At 69.2% G+C, this 16,342-nt stretch carries 13 protein-coding genes; 12 read left to right on the top strand and 1 reads right to left on the bottom strand.

Annotated features, from left to right (window positions below; all coding sequences use genetic code 11):
* The first annotated feature begins 1 nt into the window (after position 1).
* The 11 genes from ACUDTM_RS11970 to ACUDTM_RS11920 all read left to right on the top strand — a co-directional run bounded on the left by ACUDTM_RS11970 (position 2) and on the right by ACUDTM_RS11920 (position 12,672).
* The gene (locus ACUDTM_RS11970) at positions 2–625 is read left to right on the top strand and encodes a LolA family protein (protein ID WP_445391338.1); all 624 of its coding nucleotides are present in this window, start codon (positions 2–4) and stop codon (positions 623–625) included.
* The gene (locus ACUDTM_RS11965) at positions 618–2,972 is read left to right on the top strand and encodes an MMPL family transporter (RefSeq protein WP_445391337.1); all 2,355 of its coding nucleotides are present in this window, start codon (positions 618–620) and stop codon (positions 2,970–2,972) included. Before ACUDTM_RS11970 ends, ACUDTM_RS11965 begins: the two co-directional genes overlap by 8 nt.
* A gap of 53 nt (positions 2,973–3,025) precedes the next feature.
* On the top strand, positions 3,026–4,276 hold the full coding sequence (locus ACUDTM_RS11960; protein WP_069138858.1) for an NAD(P)/FAD-dependent oxidoreductase: 1,251 nt from the start codon (positions 3,026–3,028) through the stop codon (positions 4,274–4,276).
* Positions 4,264–4,821, top strand: coding sequence for a DUF3261 domain-containing protein (locus ACUDTM_RS11955; RefSeq protein ID WP_005420289.1), 558 nt, complete (start codon positions 4,264–4,266; stop codon positions 4,819–4,821). Before ACUDTM_RS11960 ends, ACUDTM_RS11955 begins: the two co-directional genes overlap by 13 nt.
* Positions 4,818–6,002, top strand: a complete 1,185-nt coding sequence (locus ACUDTM_RS11950; protein ID WP_353080484.1) for a beta-ketoacyl-ACP synthase — start codon at positions 4,818–4,820, stop codon at positions 6,000–6,002. The genes ACUDTM_RS11955 and ACUDTM_RS11950 overlap by 4 nt, the downstream gene beginning before the upstream one ends.
* Complete coding sequence (locus ACUDTM_RS11945) at positions 5,999–6,454, top strand: ApeP family dehydratase (protein WP_005420287.1); 456 nt, start codon at positions 5,999–6,001, stop codon at positions 6,452–6,454. Before ACUDTM_RS11950 ends, ACUDTM_RS11945 begins: the two co-directional genes overlap by 4 nt.
* On the top strand, positions 6,451–7,182 hold the full coding sequence (locus ACUDTM_RS11940; RefSeq protein WP_111174844.1) for a 3-ketoacyl-ACP reductase FabG2: 732 nt from the start codon (positions 6,451–6,453) through the stop codon (positions 7,180–7,182). Before ACUDTM_RS11945 ends, ACUDTM_RS11940 begins: the two co-directional genes overlap by 4 nt.
* Entirely contained in the window at positions 7,182–8,420 is a 1,239-nt protein-coding gene (locus tag ACUDTM_RS11935; protein ID WP_353080483.1) for a beta-ketoacyl-ACP synthase, read from the top strand. Before ACUDTM_RS11940 ends, ACUDTM_RS11935 begins: the two co-directional genes overlap by 1 nt.
* A gap of 59 nt (positions 8,421–8,479) precedes the next feature.
* Entirely contained in the window at positions 8,480–8,920 is a 441-nt protein-coding gene (locus ACUDTM_RS11930) for a hypothetical protein (protein WP_005420284.1), read from the top strand.
* Between the two features lie 160 nt (positions 8,921–9,080).
* Entirely contained in the window at positions 9,081–9,341 is a 261-nt protein-coding gene (locus ACUDTM_RS11925) for a YcgL domain-containing protein (protein WP_014648833.1), read from the top strand.
* On the top strand, positions 9,334–12,672 hold the full coding sequence (locus tag ACUDTM_RS11920; protein ID WP_445391336.1) for an ankyrin repeat domain-containing protein: 3,339 nt from the start codon (positions 9,334–9,336) through the stop codon (positions 12,670–12,672). Before ACUDTM_RS11925 ends, ACUDTM_RS11920 begins: the two co-directional genes overlap by 8 nt.
* A 134-nt stretch (positions 12,673–12,806) precedes the next feature.
* Here ACUDTM_RS11920 and ACUDTM_RS11915 read toward each other — a convergent pair whose 3' ends face one another.
* Positions 12,807–14,585: a monovalent cation:proton antiporter-2 (CPA2) family protein gene (locus ACUDTM_RS11915; protein WP_072168053.1), complete on the bottom strand. Its 1,779-nt coding sequence runs from the start codon at positions 14,583–14,585 to the stop codon at positions 12,807–12,809.
* A gap of 343 nt (positions 14,586–14,928) precedes the next feature.
* Here ACUDTM_RS11915 and mgtE point away from each other — a divergent pair, with 343 nt between their 5' ends.
* On the top strand, positions 14,929–16,299 hold the full coding sequence (gene mgtE / locus ACUDTM_RS11910) for a magnesium transporter (RefSeq protein ID WP_445391335.1): 1,371 nt from the start codon (positions 14,929–14,931) through the stop codon (positions 16,297–16,299).
* The last annotated feature ends 43 nt before the right edge of the window (positions 16,300–16,342 follow it).

Below are 16,342 nucleotides of genomic sequence, written 5' to 3'. Positions count from 1 at the left end.
CATGCTTGCCCGTCTTTCCAGCGTGCTGCTGTGCGCGCTGATGTTCATTGCCGCACCGCAGGTGCAGGCCGCCGACCCCGCCATCGATGCGATCACCCAGGCGGTGGCGCGGCCGGACGTGCTGCGCGGCCAGTTCAGCCAGGAAAAGCAGGTCAGCGGCTTCAAGAACCCGCTGCGCTCGCAGGGCCAGTTCGTGGTCGCGCGCCAGCACGGCGTGATCTGGACCACGCTCAAGCCGTTCCCCTCCGAAGTGGTGGTCACCGCCGACCGCATCCTCAGCCGCCAGCGCGATGGCAGCACCCGTGTCGAGCTCGATGCACGGCAGCAGCCGGCGATGCGTTCGGTGAACGCGATCATGTTCGCGCTGATGAGTGGCGACGTTCAGGCGCTGTCCGGCCAGTTCAACGTGGCGGCCAGCCGTGAAGGGCAGGGCTGGCGGCTGCGGCTGACGCCGAAGTCGGCGATGCTGGCCAAGGCGTTCCAGTCGCTGACCCTGCAAGGTGACCGCTACGTGCGCCAGGTCGAGATCGTCGAGGCCAACAAGGACCGCACGCAGATCCAGTTCAGTGCACTGAGCGAAGCGCCGGCCACGCTCACCACCGACGAGGCACGCCGCTTTGAGTGAGGGGGCAGCATCGAACGGGCCGGACCGGTTGCGGCGCTGGTGGCACTGGCTGGGCATCGCCTGGCTGGTGCTCCTGCTGGTGTTGGGTGCGCAGCAATGGCGCCTGTGGAGCCAGCAGTCGCGGATCGACACCGACATCCTCGCCCTGCTGCCGCAGGACGCGCATGACCGCCTGTTGAGTGACGTCACCCGGCGCATCGCCGACGGCAGCTCGCGCCAGGTGGTGGTGCTGCTGGGCAGCAAGGATGGCGCCGCCGCCAAGCGCGCACAGGCGGCGTTCGCTGCGGCGATGGCGGCGGATGCCGACAGCGCGTTGCTGGTGCCCAGCGGTTCGATCGGAGGCTGGTTCGACGAGGCGCGCGCGTTCTACGCGCCGTACCGCGACCGCCTGCTGACCCCGGCCCAGCGCGAGCAGCTGCAGGGCAGCGAGCCGGGCGCGTTGGCCGAGCAGGCGTTGGCTGCGCTGTACGGTCCGATGGGCGCACCGCGCCTGACCGATTGGCGGCAAGACCCGCTCTCGCTGTGGCCGCAATGGTGGCAGCAGCAGGCGCAGGGGTCGGGGTTGCGGCTGGGCGATGACGGCCTGCTCGAAGCCGAGGGCAGGCATTGGGCCGTACTGCAGTTCGATACGCCGGGGTCGGCGTTCCAGCTTGACGGCGAGCGCCATCTTGACGGCCTGCTGGAACGTGCCGGGCTGGCCGCCAGGACGGCGGCGCCAGAACTGGAAATCCTGCATGCGGGTGTGCCGCTGCACGCCGAAGCGGCGGCGGTGCAGGCCAACCAGGAGATCAACACGATCGGCTGGGGCTCGCTGGCCGCGGTGCTGCTGCTGGTGTGGCTGGCGTTCCGTTCGCTGCGACCGATTCTGCTGGTTGCCGCCTCACTGCTGATCGGCTGTGGCGTGGCGCTGGCGGTGACCGTGCTGGTGTTTGGCAAGGTGCATGTGCTGACCCTGGTGTTTGGTGCGTCGCTGGTGGGCGTGGCCGAGGACTACGGCATCCACTGGTTCGCTTCGCGCCAGGCCGAACCGGCTGATCGTCGCTGGAAACTGCTGCGGCACCTGCTGCCCGGCCTGTGGCTGGCCCTGCTGACCAGTGCGCTGGCCTACCTGGCACTGGGCCTGGCCCCGTTCCCGGGCCTGCGCCAGATGGCATTGTTCTCGGTGGTCGGCCTGGCCGCCGCCTTCCTCACGGTGATTTTCTGGTTCCCGTGGCTGGATGGCGGTGAGATCCGCCAGACCCGTTTCTCGCAGTGGCTGGGCAACACGCTGGAGCGCTTCCCGCGGTTGCATGGCCGCCGGCCGGTGACGGTGTTCGTGGTGATCACGCTGGCGCTGTCTGCCATCGGCATTGCCCGCCTGAACAGCAACGACGACCTGCGCAGCCTGCAATCGTCGCCGCCGGCGCTGATGGCGCAGCAGATCCGCTTGAGCCAGCTGCTGGGCATGCCCAGCCCGGCACAGTTCTACCTGGTACAGGGCACCGACGCGGCGCAGCTGCTGCAGCGTGAGGAAGCGTTGACCGAACGCCTGCGCGTACTGGCCAACCAGAAGCGCATTGGGGGCTATCGCGCGATCAGCGATTGGCTGCCGTCGCCGTCGCGCCAGCAGGCCGATGCGGCGCTGACTGCGAAGGTTGAACCGGGTGTGCTTGCGGCCGTGTCCGAGGCCGTGGGAGAGCCACTGCAGCGACCGCCGTTCGCGGACGCGCCACTCACCGCCGAAGCGTTCCTGGCCTCGCCGGCCTCGCAGCCGTTCCGGCACCTGTGGGTGGGCCAGGTCGGCGGGCAGATGATCAGCGTGGTGATGGTCGATGACCTGTCGCGCGCGGATACGCTGGCCACCCTGCGCGGTGCCGCCGAAGGCCTGCCCGGCGTTCGCTGGGTGGATCGCACCGCCGACTTCTCGCAGCTGCTGGGCCACTACCGCAAGCTGATGGGCGGGCTGCTGCTGGTCGGCATCGTGCTGGTGTTCGGCGCGCTGTGGCTGCGCTACCGCCGCCAGGCCTGGCGCGTGTTCGCGCCGACCCTGATTGCCGGCGCATTGACCTTGGGCCTGCTGGGCCTGTTCGGCCAGCCGCTGCAGCTGTTCAACGTGCTGGCACTGATGCTGCTGCTGGGCATGGGCATCGACTACGGCATTTTCCTGATCGAGCACCGCGGCGACGCCAGTGCCTGGCTGGCCGTGTGCGTGGGCGCGGCCAGCACCTGGCTGTCGTTCGGCTTGCTGGGCCTGTCGCAGACCCCGGCGTTGCGCGCGTTCGGCCTGACCCTGCTGTTCGGCATCGGCCTGGTCTGGCTGATCTCGCCGCTGTTCCGTCCGCCGCCGCACGATCTGCCGCCGGCCTGAGCCTGTTTTCCGACTTCCTTCTTTCCATTTGATCGAGCAACAAGGACGCACCGATGAACACTGCTGTGGATGCTGTCGAACGCACTGAAATCCTGATCATCGGCGCCGGCCCGGCCGGTTCCGTGGCCGCGGCGATGCTGCGCCAGCAGGGCCGCCAGGTCCTGATGCTGGAGCGCCAGCAGTTCCCGCGCTTCTCCATCGGCGAAAGCCTGCTGCCGCAGAGCATGGAGTACATCGAGGCGGCCGGCCTGCTGCAGGACGTGGTCGAGGCGGGCTTCCAGTACAAGAACGGTGCCGCCTTCGTGCACGGCGAAGCCCGTACGGCGTTCGATTTCAGGAAGAAGTTCTCGCCGGGTTGGGGCACCACCTACCAGGTGCAGCGCGCCGACTTCGACAACGTGCTGGCACGCGGCGCCGAGCGCATGGGCACCACGCTGCGCTTCGGCGACGAAGTGCTTGCGGTCGAGCCGGGCGAGCAACCGGCGGTGACGGTACGTCGCCCGGACGGCAGTGAATACCGCATCGAGGCCGATTTCATCCTCGATGCCTCCGGCTTCGCGCGGCTGCTGCCGCGGCTGCTGCAGCTGGAGTCGCCGTCCAACTTCCCGGTGCGCGGCGCGATCTTCTGCCACGTGCGCGACAACATTCCGGCCGAAGCGGACTTCGATCGCAACAAGATCCTGATCACCACCCACCCCGAGCACATCGACGTCTGGTACTGGACGATCCCGTTCTCCAATGGCTGCTGTTCGCTGGGCGTGGTCGCCGAGCCGTCGTTCTTCGAGCGCTACGAGGGTGACGACCTGCAGAAGCTGCAGGCCATCGTCGGCGAGGACCCCAACCTGACCCGCCTGCTGGCCAACGCCGAATGGGCGGTGCTGCCGGTGCGCCGGATCACCGGCTATTCGGCCAACGTCAGTTCGCTGTGGGGGCCCGGCTACGCGTTGCTGGGCAACGCCGGCGAGTTCCTCGATCCGGTGTTCTCCTCCGGCGTGACCATTGCCTTCAAGTCCGCGCAGCTGGCCAGTGAATGCCTCAAGCGCCGCTATGCCGGCCAGGCCGTGGACTGGGAGGCCGAGTTCTCAATCCCGCTGCGTGCCGGCGTGAAGACCTTCCGGCGCTTCGTCGAAAGCTGGTACGAGGGCGGTTTCCAGAAGATCATCTACCACCCGCAACAGCAGCCCGAAGTGCGCGACATGATCAGCTCCATCCTGGCCGGCTACGCCTGGGACACCAACAACCCTTACGTGGCCGACGACAGCGGCCGCCGCATGCGCGTGCTGGAGCAGCTGTGCGGCGCGTGATTGCCCGTACTGCGGTGCTGCTGCTGTGCCTGCTGCTGGCCGCCTGTGCCGGCCGCATGCCGAAACCGCAGGTGGAACTGCCGCCGCTGCGCCTGGCGCCGGCCAGCCTGCCGGCGCCGCTGGCGCTGCAGCAGCAGCTGCATTTCCGCTTCGGCACGCATGAGCGCGATCTCGACGCGCTGCTGGAAGCCGACGCCCAGCAGGTGCAGCTGGCCGTGCAGGCGATGGGCCAGACCGGCGTGCGCCTGCAATGGGACGGCCAGCAGCTGACCCAGCAGCGCGCGCCATGGCTGCCACCGCAGGTGCGCGCCGAGCGCGTGCTGGATGACCTGCAGTTCGCGTTGTGGCCGACCGCGGCCATTGCCGCCGTGCTGCCGGCGGGCTGGCAGGTCAGTGATGATGGCCATCAGCGCAGCCTGTCGCGTGAGGGCACCGTGTGGCTGCACCTGCAGCGGCTGGACGATGGCAGCGTGCAGCTGGACAACCGCGCCGAAGGCTATGCGCTGCGCATCGAATCGATCGACATGGCCGGGCCGGACCGATGAGCGCACCGATCTACCTGAACGACCTGGGTGTGGTCTGTGCACTCGGCGCTGGCCGCGCCGCAGTGACGTCGGCACTGTTCGCCGACGCGCCGGGCGGGCTCAGCGACAACGACAGCCTGTTGCCGGGGCGCACCCTGGCGCTGGGAGAAGTACGTACGCCGCTGCCGGCGCTGGATGATCTGCCGGTGGCCCTGCGCGGGCGCAACAATGCCCTGCTGGACGTGGCATTGGCTCAGATCGCGCCGGCAGTGGCCGCGGCGATCGCCCGCCATGGCGCCGAGCGCGTGGCGGTGGTGCTGGGCACCAGCACCTCGGGCATTGGTGAATCCGAGCAGGCATTGCGCAGCCATGCCGAACAGGGCCAGTGGCCGCAGGGCTTTGACTACGCCCAGCAGGAAATGGGCACCGCCGCGCAGTTCGTGCGCCAGCGCAGTGGCGCACAGGGGCCGGCATGGACCCTGTCCACTGCCTGCTCGTCCAGTGCCAAGGCGCTGATGTCGGCTGCACGCATGCTGCGCGCCGGCATCGTCGATGCGGTGATCGCCGGTGGCGCCGATTCGCTGTGCCGCTTCACCGTGGCCGGCTTCAGCGCGCTGGAATCGGTCGCGGCCCAACGCTGCAATCCGTTCTCGCAGCATCGTACCGGTATCAACATCGGCGAAGGCGCCGCGCTGTTCCTGCTCACCCGCGAACCCGGCCCGGTATGCCTGGCGGGGTGGGGCGAGTCGGCCGACGCCCACCACATGTCCGCCCCGGACCCGCAGGGCCTGGGCGCCATCGACGCCCTGCAGCAGGCGCTGCAGCGTGCTGGCTGGGCCGCCGGCGAAGTGGACTATGTGAACCTGCATGGGACCGCGACCGGCCACAACGATGCGATGGAAAGCCTGGCCGTGTCGCAGGTGCTGGGCTGCCACGTGCCGGCCAGTTCGACCAAGCCGTTGACCGGCCACACTCTGGGTGCCTCGGGTGCCATCGAGGCGGCGCTGTGCTGGATCGTGCTGGCCGAGAACCCGCAGCAGCTGCTGCCGCCGCACTGGTGGGACGGCGTGGCCGACCCGGCACTGCCGGTGCTGCCGCTGGTCGCACCGGGCACGCGCCTTGCGCAGCCGCCACGGCGGGTGCTGAGCAATTCGTTCGCCTTCGGCGGCAGCAATGCCGTGCTGGCACTGGAGCGTCGATGAACACGCTGTACGCGATCGAAGACGTGGTGCCGCACCGCCAGGACATGTGCCTGCTGGAGCGCATCACGCAGTGGGACCAGGACGCCATCGAGGCCGAACTGGTGGTGCCCGAGGCCGGCCTGTTCGTCGAGGATGACCAGGTGCCGGCATGGGTCGGCATCGAGTACATGGCGCAGGCCATCGCGGCCTGGGCCGGTTGCCGAGCGCGTGCGGCCGGCAGGCCACCGCAGCTGGGCTTCCTGCTCGGCAGCCGCCGCTACAGCAGCGCGCGCAGCAGCTTCCCCAGCGGTTCGCGGCTGCGCGTACAGGCGCGCTGCGAGCTGTTGGGTGACAATGGATTGGGGATGTTCGCCTGCCGCATCCTGGCAGGCGAGGAAGAATGGGCGACAGCCAACGTGTCGGTGTTCGAACCGGCCGACGCGATGGCCTATCTGGAGAGTGGACAGGCATGACAGGGAATCGAAGCGTGCTGGTGACCGGCGCCAGCCGGGGCATCGGCCGGGCCATCGCGCTGCGCATCGCGCGCGATGGCTTCGACGTGGTGGTGCATTGCCGCAGCCGCGTGGATGAAGCACAGGCGGTGGTCGCCGAGATCCAGGCACTGGGCCAGCAGGGCCGCGTGCTGGTGTTCGACGTGGCCGACCGCGCGTCTGCGCGGGCCGCTCTGGAGGCCGATGTCGAAGCGCACGGCGCTTACTACGGCGTGGTCTGCAATGCCGGCATCGCCCGCGATGGCGCCTTCCCGGCGCTGTCAGCGGACGATTGGGACCAGGTCATCCACACCAACCTGGATGGCTTCTACAACGTGCTGCATCCGCTGATCATGCCGATGGTGCGGCGGCGCAAGCCGGGCCGCATCGTCACCCTGTCGTCGGTCTCCGGACTGGCCGGCAACCGCGGGCAGGTCAACTACAGTGCCGCCAAGGCCGGCATCATCGGCGCCACCAAGGCCCTGGCGCTGGAACTGGCCAGCCGCCAGATCACCGTCAACTGCGTGGCCCCGGGCCTGATCGAGACCGAAATGCTCAACGACGAAGTGGTTGAACACGCGCTCAAGCTGATTCCCGCCGGCCGCGTTGGCCGCCCGGACGAAGTGGCGGCTACCGTGGCGTTCCTGCTGTCCGAACCGGCCGGCTACATCACCCGGCAGGTGATCTCGGTGAACGGAGGCATGCTCTGATGGCCGCCGATCGTCGCGTGGTGGTTACCGGCGCCGCTGCCATCAGTCCACTCGGCCACGACTGGCCGACCATCGAAGCGCACCTGCGCAGCTGCCGCAACGCGGTGCGTGCGATGCCCGAGTGGGATGTCTATGCCGGGCTGAACACCAAGCTGGCCGCGCCGGCGCAGGACTTCGAGCTGCCGCCGAACTACAACCGCAAGACCACCCGCTCGATGGGCAAGGTCGCGATCATGTCGGTGCGCGCCACCGAGGTGGCGCTGCGCGAGGCCGGCCTGAATGAGCATCCGGTGCTGCGCAGTGGCCGTACCGGCGTGGCCTATGGCTCCTCGTCCGGCAGCCACGAGGCCACCGGCGAATTCGGGCGCATGCTCAACGAATTCACCACCGATGGCATCAGCGCCACCACCTACCTGAAGATGATGAGCCACACCGCGCCGGTCAACATCGGCGTGTTCTTCGGCCTGTCCGGGCGCGTGTACACCACCTCCAGCGCCTGCACGTCGGGCAGCCAGGGTGTGGGCGCGGCCTATGAAGCCATCCGCAGCGGCAAGCAGACGGTGATGGTGGCCGGCGGTGCCGAGCAGCTCGATGCCACCGCTGCAGCGGTGTTCGACACGCTGTTCGCCACCAGCGTGCGCAATGACGCGCCGCAGACCACGCCTCGCCCGTTCGATGCCGGCCGCGATGGCCTGGTGCTGGGCGAGGGCGCGTGCACGCTGATCCTGGAAGACCTGGAACACGCGCAGGCGCGCGGCGCCACCATCCTTGCAGAGGTGGTCGGCTACGGCACCAACAGCGATGGCCAGCACGTCACCCAGCCCAGTGCCGACACCATGGCCCAGGCCATGCGCCTGGCATTGGAGGACGCCGGCCTGGACGCGGCGCAGATCGACTACGTCAACGCCCATGGCACCGCCACCGACCACGGCGACATCGCCGAGACCCAGGCTACCGCACAGGTGTTCGGCAGCCGCGTGCCGATCAGCTCGCTGAAGAGCTACGTCGGCCACATGCTGGGTGCCTGTGGCGCGTTCGAGGCCTGGGTGAGCATCCAGATGATGCGTGCCGGCTGGTTCGCGCCCACCCTGAACCTGGCCGAGGTCGACCCGCGCTGTGGCCAGCTCGACTTCATCACCGGGCAGGGCCGCGAACTGCAGGCCGAGTACGTGATGAGCAACAACTTCGCCTTCGGCGGCATCAACACCTCGCTGGTGTTCCGCCGCTGGAGCGAGTGATCCACTGCGCCAACACACCGTTCCCGTTACCCCCGCACCCTCGACAAGGAGATGTTCCGATGCGCCGCACTCTCATGATCGCCACGGCTACCGCGCTGCTGGCCCTGACTTCCACCGCTTCCGCCCGCGACACGCGTGTCGAACAGTCCCTGCAGGAACTGGTCAATTCGCAGGCCGCCAAGGACGCCGGCATCGACGGCAGCGTGCGCTTCTATCTGGCCGGCCAGCCGGTCAGCGTGCAGCAGCGCCTGGGCGAAGACGTGACCAACAAGAAGACCAACGCCGCCAACAAGAGCGATGCCGAGGCCTGCCGCTGGGTTGCGCTGTCGGCACTGCGCGCGCTGCAGGACGGTGCCAAGTCGCGCGGCGCCAACGCCGTGGTCGACATCGTCAGCTATTACAAGAAGAACGAGTTCAAGAGCAGCACCAACTACGAGTGCTACGCCGGTGCCATCCTCGCGGGTGTCGCGCTGAAGGGCACCTACGCCAAGGTCAAGTAAGCGCCCGTGTGGCGGCGGCGCAGCCTGAACGTCGCCGCCACATTGCTGAACCCCGCAGGCGAAACGCCGCCGATCGCGCCGCCATCGTCGGCTGACGGCTTTCCCCGGTGTCGGCTTTCCGACACAATCATGGCTCTTCCCGGGTTATCGTCCCGCGGACATGCACGCCTACGTCTATAAAAGCCAACTCAAGCCGGACACCTACGTCTACGTTCCCCGACGCGATGATTTCAGCGCGCTGCCCGCGCCGCTGCTCACCTCGCTGGGGACGCTCGCCTTCGTGCTGGAGGTGGCCCTGGATGCCCAGCGCCGCCTGGCACAGGCTGACCCGGAAAAGGTCCGCAGCGAAATGAGCGAGCGCGGGTTCTACCTGCAGGTGCCGCCGTCGGTGGCCAGCCTGATGCCGCGCCACTATGACTGACGCCTCCCGTCCGCGCATTCTGTCAATTGCCTTCGCCGCGGGCGCCGTGCTGGCGCTGGGCGCCGCCGTGGGCGGCGTTCCGGGTGCGGTCCTTGCCGCACTGGCGCAGCCCGCGTTCGCGTTGGCGATATCGTGGTGGCGCCGCAGCCGCGCGCTGCTGCCGCTGAAGGTGGTCGCACGCCAGGACCTGCCGGCGCTGCTGGCCTTGTGGGCAGCCGCCCCGCTGTTGCTGGCGCTGCTGCTGGCCTGGCCGCTCGCAGCACTGCGTGACAGCGGCAGCCTGGCGGCAGTGCTTGGCCTGAGCGTACTGGTCAGTGCCGGCCTGTTGGCGGCCTGGCGCACCTGGCCATTGTGGAACGATGTCGAACGCCTGGATGGCAGCCTGGCCCAGCACTGGCAGGCGCTGGCGGGGCGCGACCTGACTGCCTGGCGTGGCCTCGGCGTGGCCGCGCTGGTCATTGCGCTGGCCGCGCTGGTGGTGCTGCCGGCCTGGCCGGGCCTGTTGCCGGAAAGCGCGCGCTGGCCCGCCGCACTGGCGGTCGTACTGCTGTCGCCGGTGCTGCACCTGCTGCTGCAGCGGGTCGCGCCTGCGCCGCTGGTGTCGCTGCGCTCCAGCCCGTTGGCGGCGTCCAGCGATGAACCCGAACCGATGTTCGCAGCGGCGGCCGAAACCGTGCCGCTGGAGGCGATGGCGCCGCAGGAACTGACACCGGCGCTGTATGAAGCCGCCCGCCAGGGCCGCATCGACCGGGGCCTGCAGCTGCTGCAGGCCGGTGCCGATCCGTATGCGCTGCCGGACCCGAACTGGCGTGACCAGCGCAGCCTGGCGGTGCTGGCTGCGGTGCTGCCGGACCTGCGCCTGCTGCGCGAACTGATTGCCCGCGGCGTCGATGTGAATGCGCCGCACCGGGGCATGACCCCGCTGCTGGCGGCGACCCGCGACAGCTGGCATGGCCGCCCCGAAGCGGTGATGACCCTGCTCGCCAACGGCGCCGACTCGCGTGCCACCGACAGTGATGGCAACACCCCGCTGCACCATGCCGCACGCAGTTCCGACCCGGGGGTGGCCGCGCTGCTGCGCGATGCCGCTGCCGAAGTCGATGCGCTGAACCGTGATGGCTGGTCGCCGCTGGCGGTGGCCTGCCAGGTGGGCAACTGGCGTCTGGCCCGCTTCCTGCTCGAACGCGGTGCACGCTGCGAACCGGCCGATGGCACCCCGGTGCTGCTGGCCGCCGCCGCCACCGAGGATGATGATCCGGCGGGCGTGCAGCTGCTGCTCAAGCACAAGGCACGGGCCGACGCCCGCGATCGCCAGCGCCGCAGTGCGCTGTATGAGGCGGCCCTGGCCGGCCATGTCGAGATCATCGGCGTGCTGCTCGGCGCGGGCGCCAATCTGGAGGCGCGCGATGCACTGGGGCGTACGCCGTGGCTGGAAGCGGCCCGTGCCGGTCGCGCCGCCGCGATCGAGCACCTGCTGCCGCACAAGCCGGACCTGGTCGCGGTGGACGGCGAAGGCCGCAATGCGGTGCAGCTGGCGGCGATGGCCGAGGATGTCTCGCCGCTGCTGATCAAGCGCCTGGTCGAACTGGGCATCGCGGCCGATGCCACCGATCCGCTCGGCCGCCGTGCGGTGGACTACGCCGCCGAGGCCGGCCGCTGGGCGATCGTAGCCCTGCTGGACCCGTCCTATCCGTTGCCGGCCGCGGTCAGTGATGGCCTGGCCGATCGTGGCGAAGCGGCCAGTGCCAGCGGCCTGCTGCCGGATCGTCCGCCGCTGACCCTGCTGCGCGAGGCCCTGGGCTTCGGCAATACCGACGGCATGGCGGCGCTGGCCAGGCTGTGCCAGCCGGAGGAACTGGGCGGGCTGCTGCTCGATCCGGAGTTGGCGCTGGAACCGCGTGCGGTGGACTGGCTGCTGGGCCACGGCGCCGATCCCTATGTGCGTGATGCCTGCTCCGATACGCCGATGTTCGCGCTGTTGTCGCGCGGCATCGATGCGGTGCCGGCGTTGCAGGTGATGCTGCAGCGTGGCCTGTCGCCGGCCGGCCGCGGTGGCCTGGCGCGCTTCCTTGCTGCCTGCGCACAGCACGACCAGGCCGCGCGCGGCCTGGAACAGCTGGCACTGGAACTGCTTGAGCGTGGCGCCGATCCGTTCGCCGCCTCGCCGGCGGGCGATCCGCCGCTGTCGCTGGCGGTGCGCCTGGGCTGGCTGCGCCTGCAGCAGGCCCTGCTCAAGGCGGGCGTCGATCGTGAAGCGCGCGACAGCCATGGCATGACCGCATTGCACCTGGCCACCGCATTGGCCCGCGAAGGCGCGCTTAAGCTACTGGTGCAGCATGGTGCCTCGCCCGAAGCACGTGCCGCCGACGGCCAGACACCGCTGGGCGTGGCGCTGTCGATCGGTCGCCGCGATCTGGCCGACTGGCTCGATTGGCGGGTGTGGCCGTTGCCGCGCCGGACCCTGCGCGAGGCCGATCTGCCGGCCGCCGCAATGGCCGGTGACGTCGATGCAGTGCGCCGCCTCATCGATCTGGGCTTCGCCGTCGACGCGGTCGACGCACAGGGCTGCACCGCGCTGCTGCGTGCTGCCGGTGGCGGCCACCTGGCGGTAACCGACCTGCTGCTGGCGCGCGGCGCCGATCCGCAGCACGCGGCGGCCAGTGGCGCGACGCCGCTGTCGGCGGCGGTCAGCATGCGCCAGGTGGACATCGTTTCGGCCCTGCTCGACGCTGGCGCCAAGCTGGAACACCGCCTGCCGGGTGGCGTGACGGTACTGATGCTGGCCTCCGCGCTGGGCCTTCCGGACATCGTCGCGCGCCTGCTCACGGCGGGTGCCGACGTGCATGCCGGTGACGCGCAGCAGCTGGGTCCGCTGCACTGTGCCGCGCTGTACGGTTTCAGTGCCCGCGACCGCTCGCGCCTGCTGGCCCTGCTCGACACCCTGCTGCTGGCCGGTGCCGAACCGGACCAGGCCGCCGCTGGTGCTGTCACGCCGCTGCTGCTGCTGCTGGGCGCGCGCGCCGAGCCGGGTACCGCCTGCGACGAGCAGGTGGTGATGGCCGCAGTGGAGCGCCTGCTGGACGAGGACGTAAGCCTGGACGTACGCGACCCGCGCGGCTTCGGCCCGCTGCACCTGGCCGCGCTGCATGGCCTGCCGTTGCTGGTGCAGCGCCTGCTGCGCGCCGGCGCCGATCCTGAAGCGCGCGACAGCCTCAACCGCAGTCCGCGCGAGATCGCAGTGATGCGCGGCTTCATCGACGTGGCTGGCGAGTTCGAGCCGCGCGTGCCGGGCGTCTCCTCGATGGCCCGGTTCCTGCGCGACAACGGCTGATCCCTGGAAAAGGGTAGTGCCGGCCGCTGGCCGGCTACCTCATGACATCTCCGGGATCACGGGATTGCCGGCCAGCAGCCGGCACTACCGGGTCCGCCATCGATCAGGTGGATGCCGACCGTTGGCCGGCACACCTACTCGCCGTCGCTTTCCGCGTCAGCTTCGAACAGGTGCATCAGGTCGTTGCGTGCATCACGCGAGGTCTGGATCACCGCGGCCTCGTCGTCGTACACCAGGTACTGGTCGCGCAGCAGCTGTTCATCATGCTCACGGAAACGCTGCACATGGCGCTCGGCCACGTCCGGTGCCACGCCCAATGCGGTCAGCACGCGCCCGCTCATTTCCAGACTGGTGCCGAACACTTCGCGGAACGGCTCGGCCGACATGTCCATCAGTCGCCAGGCATGCTGGCGGTTGCGTGCACGCGCCAGCACCTTCGCGTCCGGGTACAGCCGGCGCACCATGCGCACCGCGCGCAGGTTGGTCTCCGGGTCGTCCACGGTGATGACGAACACATCGATGTGTTCGCCACCCGCTGCACGCAGCATCTCCGGGCGGGTCGGGTCGCCGTAGTACAGCTGGTTGCCGAAGCGGCGCAGGTCGGCCACGGTGTCCGGGTTCGCCTCCAGCGCCACGAACGGCACCTTCTGTGCGGTCAGCAGGCGTGCGATCACCTGGCCGAAGCGGCCCATGCCGGCGATCAGCACCTTGGGCCGGTTGTCCGGTGCCACCTTGTCGGCCTCGGCGGTCCCGCGCGGTGGAGCCTTCTCCTGGCCGAGCAGCTTGAGCAGCGCGATCATCAGCAGTGGCGTGATCGCCATCGACAGGCCGACGATCGCCACCAGTCGATCGTGATTGGCGTTGCCGAGCAGGTGCGCGCGCTGCGCTTCGTTGAACACCACGAAGGCGAACTCGCCCCCCAGCCACAGCACGCTGCCCAGCAGCAGCGACTGCCGCGGACTGAGCTTTGCAATACGGCCAATCACATACAGCAGGCTGAACTTGACCACCAGCAGGATCGCCACGCCGGCGGCGATCAGCCACGGCTCTGCGGCGATGCGGTCGAGATCGATGCCCATGCCCACCGCGATGAAGAACAGCCCCAGCAGCAGGCCCTTGAACGGCTCGATCTGCGCTTCCAGTTCGTGCCGGAACTCCGAATCGGACAGCAGCACCCCGGCCAGGAACGCGCCCAGGCTGGGGCTGAGGCCCGCTTCCTGCATGAACCAGGCAGTGCCCAGCACCACCAGCAGAGCGGTGGCGGTGAACACTTCCGGGCTACGGGTGCGCGCGATGATGCTGAACACCTTGCGCAGCACCGGTCGCCCGCACAGGATCACCACGGCCAGCGCGCCGAGGGCCACGGCGGCGTCTTCCCAGCGCAGGGTCTCGTTCTTCGCCCCGCCCAGCAGCGGGATGGCCGCCAGCAGCGGGATCGCGATCAGGTCCTGGAACAGCAGGATGGCAAAACCCAGCCGGCCATGGTCGCTGTTGATCGCCTTGTGCTCGGACAGCAGCTGCAGGCCTACCGCGGTGGATGACAGCGCCAGCGCAACACCGACCACCAGCGCGCTCTTCCACTGGAAGTGGTCGAGCAGCAGCAGGCCGCCCAGCACCAGCCCGGACATCGCCACCTGCGCCGCGCCCGCGCCGAACACCGAGCGCCGCATCACCTTCAGACGTGCCGGCGACAGCTCCAGGCCGATCACGAACAGCAGCATCACCACGCCGATCTCGGCCGCGCCGAGGATGCGGTCGGCGTCCTGCACGAAGCCCAGCCCGTCCGGGCCCAGCACCACGCCGGCCGCCAGGTAGCCCAGCACCGCGCCGAAGCCGAACTTCTTGAACACCGGCACGGCAATGACCGCCGCCAGCAGCAGCACCAGGGCCAGTTCCAGACCGCCGCTATGCATGGGAATACCTGGTCATCGGGGAAGCCCGCAGTGCGTCCGTTCGGGTGGGGAAAGCGTGGCGAGCGCCACCCGGCCATTATGCGCGCCGGTCGGTGTATGCACGAGAACAACCGGCCGGCCGGCGCCCGGCGCAGGGATGCCGGGTTGACCTGCATGGCCCGCGGGTCCAGACTGCCCGCCGCTGGCGGCGCACCGCCGGCACGCGCATTCCGGAGTCCCCAACCCATGTCCAGCGACAGTAGAAGTCGACCTCGTTCGACGCCAGCGATGGCCACCGCCTGACATCGGGACGGTTTGCCTGCGTTGGCGTTGCGCGAGGTCGCACCCCCACAAGGCAAAACCGATGAACCAGAAGCAATTGCTGCGCCCGGTGGCCGATGCCGCCGCATTGGCCGCACCGCTGGCGAACTACAACACCGCCGATGCGGTGGAATTCCTCAACACACTGGAACTGGCCCGCGCTGCGGAAACGCTGGCCGCGCTGCCGTTGCCGCGTGCAGTGAAGATGCTGGAAGCGCCGGAACTGCACCGCAGCGGTGAGCTGGTGGCCGCGCTGCCGCCGGCACGCGCCGCTGCCCTGCTCGGGTTGATGGCTGACGATCGCGCCACCGACATCGTCCACGAGCTGAATGAGGAAGAACGCGCGCGGCTGATCCCGCTGCTGGGCACCGACGCCCGCCAGGCCATCCAGAAGCTGCTGAGCTATCCGCCGAACACCGCCGGCGCGCTGATGACCACCGAGTACGTGGCGGTACCCGCCAGCTGGACCGTGGCGCAGACCCTGCAGCACATCCGCCAGGTCGAGCGTACCCGCGAGACGGTGTACGCGATCTACGTGCTGGAGCCGGCCACCCAGCAGTTGCAGCAGGTGGTGACCATGCGCCGGCTGATCACCGGCCTGCCCGAGGAATCGATCCTGGACGTCGCCCAGGTCAATCCGCCGGTGACGGTGGACGCGCTGATGGACCAGGAAGAAGTGGCGCGGCTGATCCGCCGCCACGACCTGCTGGCGATCCCGGTGGTCGACGCGCAGCAGCAGATGCTCGGCATCGTCACCGTGGACGACGTGCTCGATGCGCTGATCGAGGAATCCACCGAGGACGCGCACAAGTTCGGCGGCATGGAAGCGCTGGACAAGCCGTACATGCAGATCGGCTTCTTCGAGATGCTGCGCAAGCGCGCCGGCTGGCTGAGCGTGCTGTTCCTGGGCGAGATGCTGACCGCCAGCGCGATGCAGCACTACGAAGACGAACTGGCGCGCGCGGTGGTGCTGACCCTGTTCATCCCGTTGATCATGAGCTCGGGCGGCAATTCCGGCTCGCAGGCCACCTCGCTGCTGATCCGCAGCCTGGCGCTGCGCGAACTGCGCCTGCGCGACTGGTGGAAGGTGGCCATCCGCGAGATCCCGACCGGCATGGTGCTGGGTGCCATCCTCGGCTGCCTGGCGATCGTGCGCATCGTGATCTGGCAGCTGGGTGGCCTGCATGACTACGGCGAGCACTGGATCCTGTTGGCGATCACCATCGGTGCCGCGCTGGTCGGCATCGTCACCTTCGGTTCGCTGTCCGGCTCGATGCTGCCCTTCATCCTGAAGCGGCTCGGCTTCGACCCGGCCAGCGCCTCGGCCCCGTTCGTGGCCACCCTGGTGGATGTGACCGGCCTGGTGATCTACTTCAGCATCGCCGCGCTGATCCTGCACGGCACGCTGCTGTAACAGAAAAAGGGGACGGAGGGGATTAAGTCGTTTGTGCACAAAC

The organism is Stenotrophomonas maltophilia group sp. vghtpe118 (assembly GCF_052605195.1).
The sequence above is the reverse complement of the archived record's forward strand: the minus strand, read 5'-3'. Positions and strand labels throughout refer to the sequence as shown.

Bases quoted from the DNA above. Each gene is read 5' to 3' on its own strand.
- ACUDTM_RS11970 (WP_445391338.1), top strand. From the start codon at position 2: ATGCTTGCCCGTCTTTCCAGCGTGCTGCTGTGCGCGCTGATGTTCATT.
- ACUDTM_RS11960 (WP_069138858.1), top strand. From the start codon at position 3,026: ATGAACACTGCTGTGGATGCTGTCGAACGCACTGAAATCCTGATCATC.
- ACUDTM_RS11950 (WP_353080484.1), top strand. From the start codon at position 4,818: ATGAGCGCACCGATCTACCTGAACGACCTGGGTGTGGTCTGTGCACTC.
- ACUDTM_RS11945 (WP_005420287.1), top strand. From the start codon at position 5,999: ATGAACACGCTGTACGCGATCGAAGACGTGGTGCCGCACCGCCAGGAC.
- ACUDTM_RS11940 (WP_111174844.1), top strand. From the start codon at position 6,451: ATGACAGGGAATCGAAGCGTGCTGGTGACCGGCGCCAGCCGGGGCATC.
- ACUDTM_RS11935 (WP_353080483.1), top strand. From the start codon at position 7,182: ATGGCCGCCGATCGTCGCGTGGTGGTTACCGGCGCCGCTGCCATCAGT.
- ACUDTM_RS11930 (WP_005420284.1), top strand. From the start codon at position 8,480: ATGCGCCGCACTCTCATGATCGCCACGGCTACCGCGCTGCTGGCCCTG.
- ACUDTM_RS11925 (WP_014648833.1), top strand. From the start codon at position 9,081: ATGCACGCCTACGTCTATAAAAGCCAACTCAAGCCGGACACCTACGTC.
- ACUDTM_RS11920 (WP_445391336.1), top strand. From the start codon at position 9,334: ATGACTGACGCCTCCCGTCCGCGCATTCTGTCAATTGCCTTCGCCGCG.
- ACUDTM_RS11915 (WP_072168053.1), bottom strand. From the start codon at position 14,585: ATGCATAGCGGCGGTCTGGAACTGGCCCTGGTGCTGCTGCTGGCGGCG.
- mgtE (WP_445391335.1), top strand. From the start codon at position 14,929: ATGAACCAGAAGCAATTGCTGCGCCCGGTGGCCGATGCCGCCGCATTG.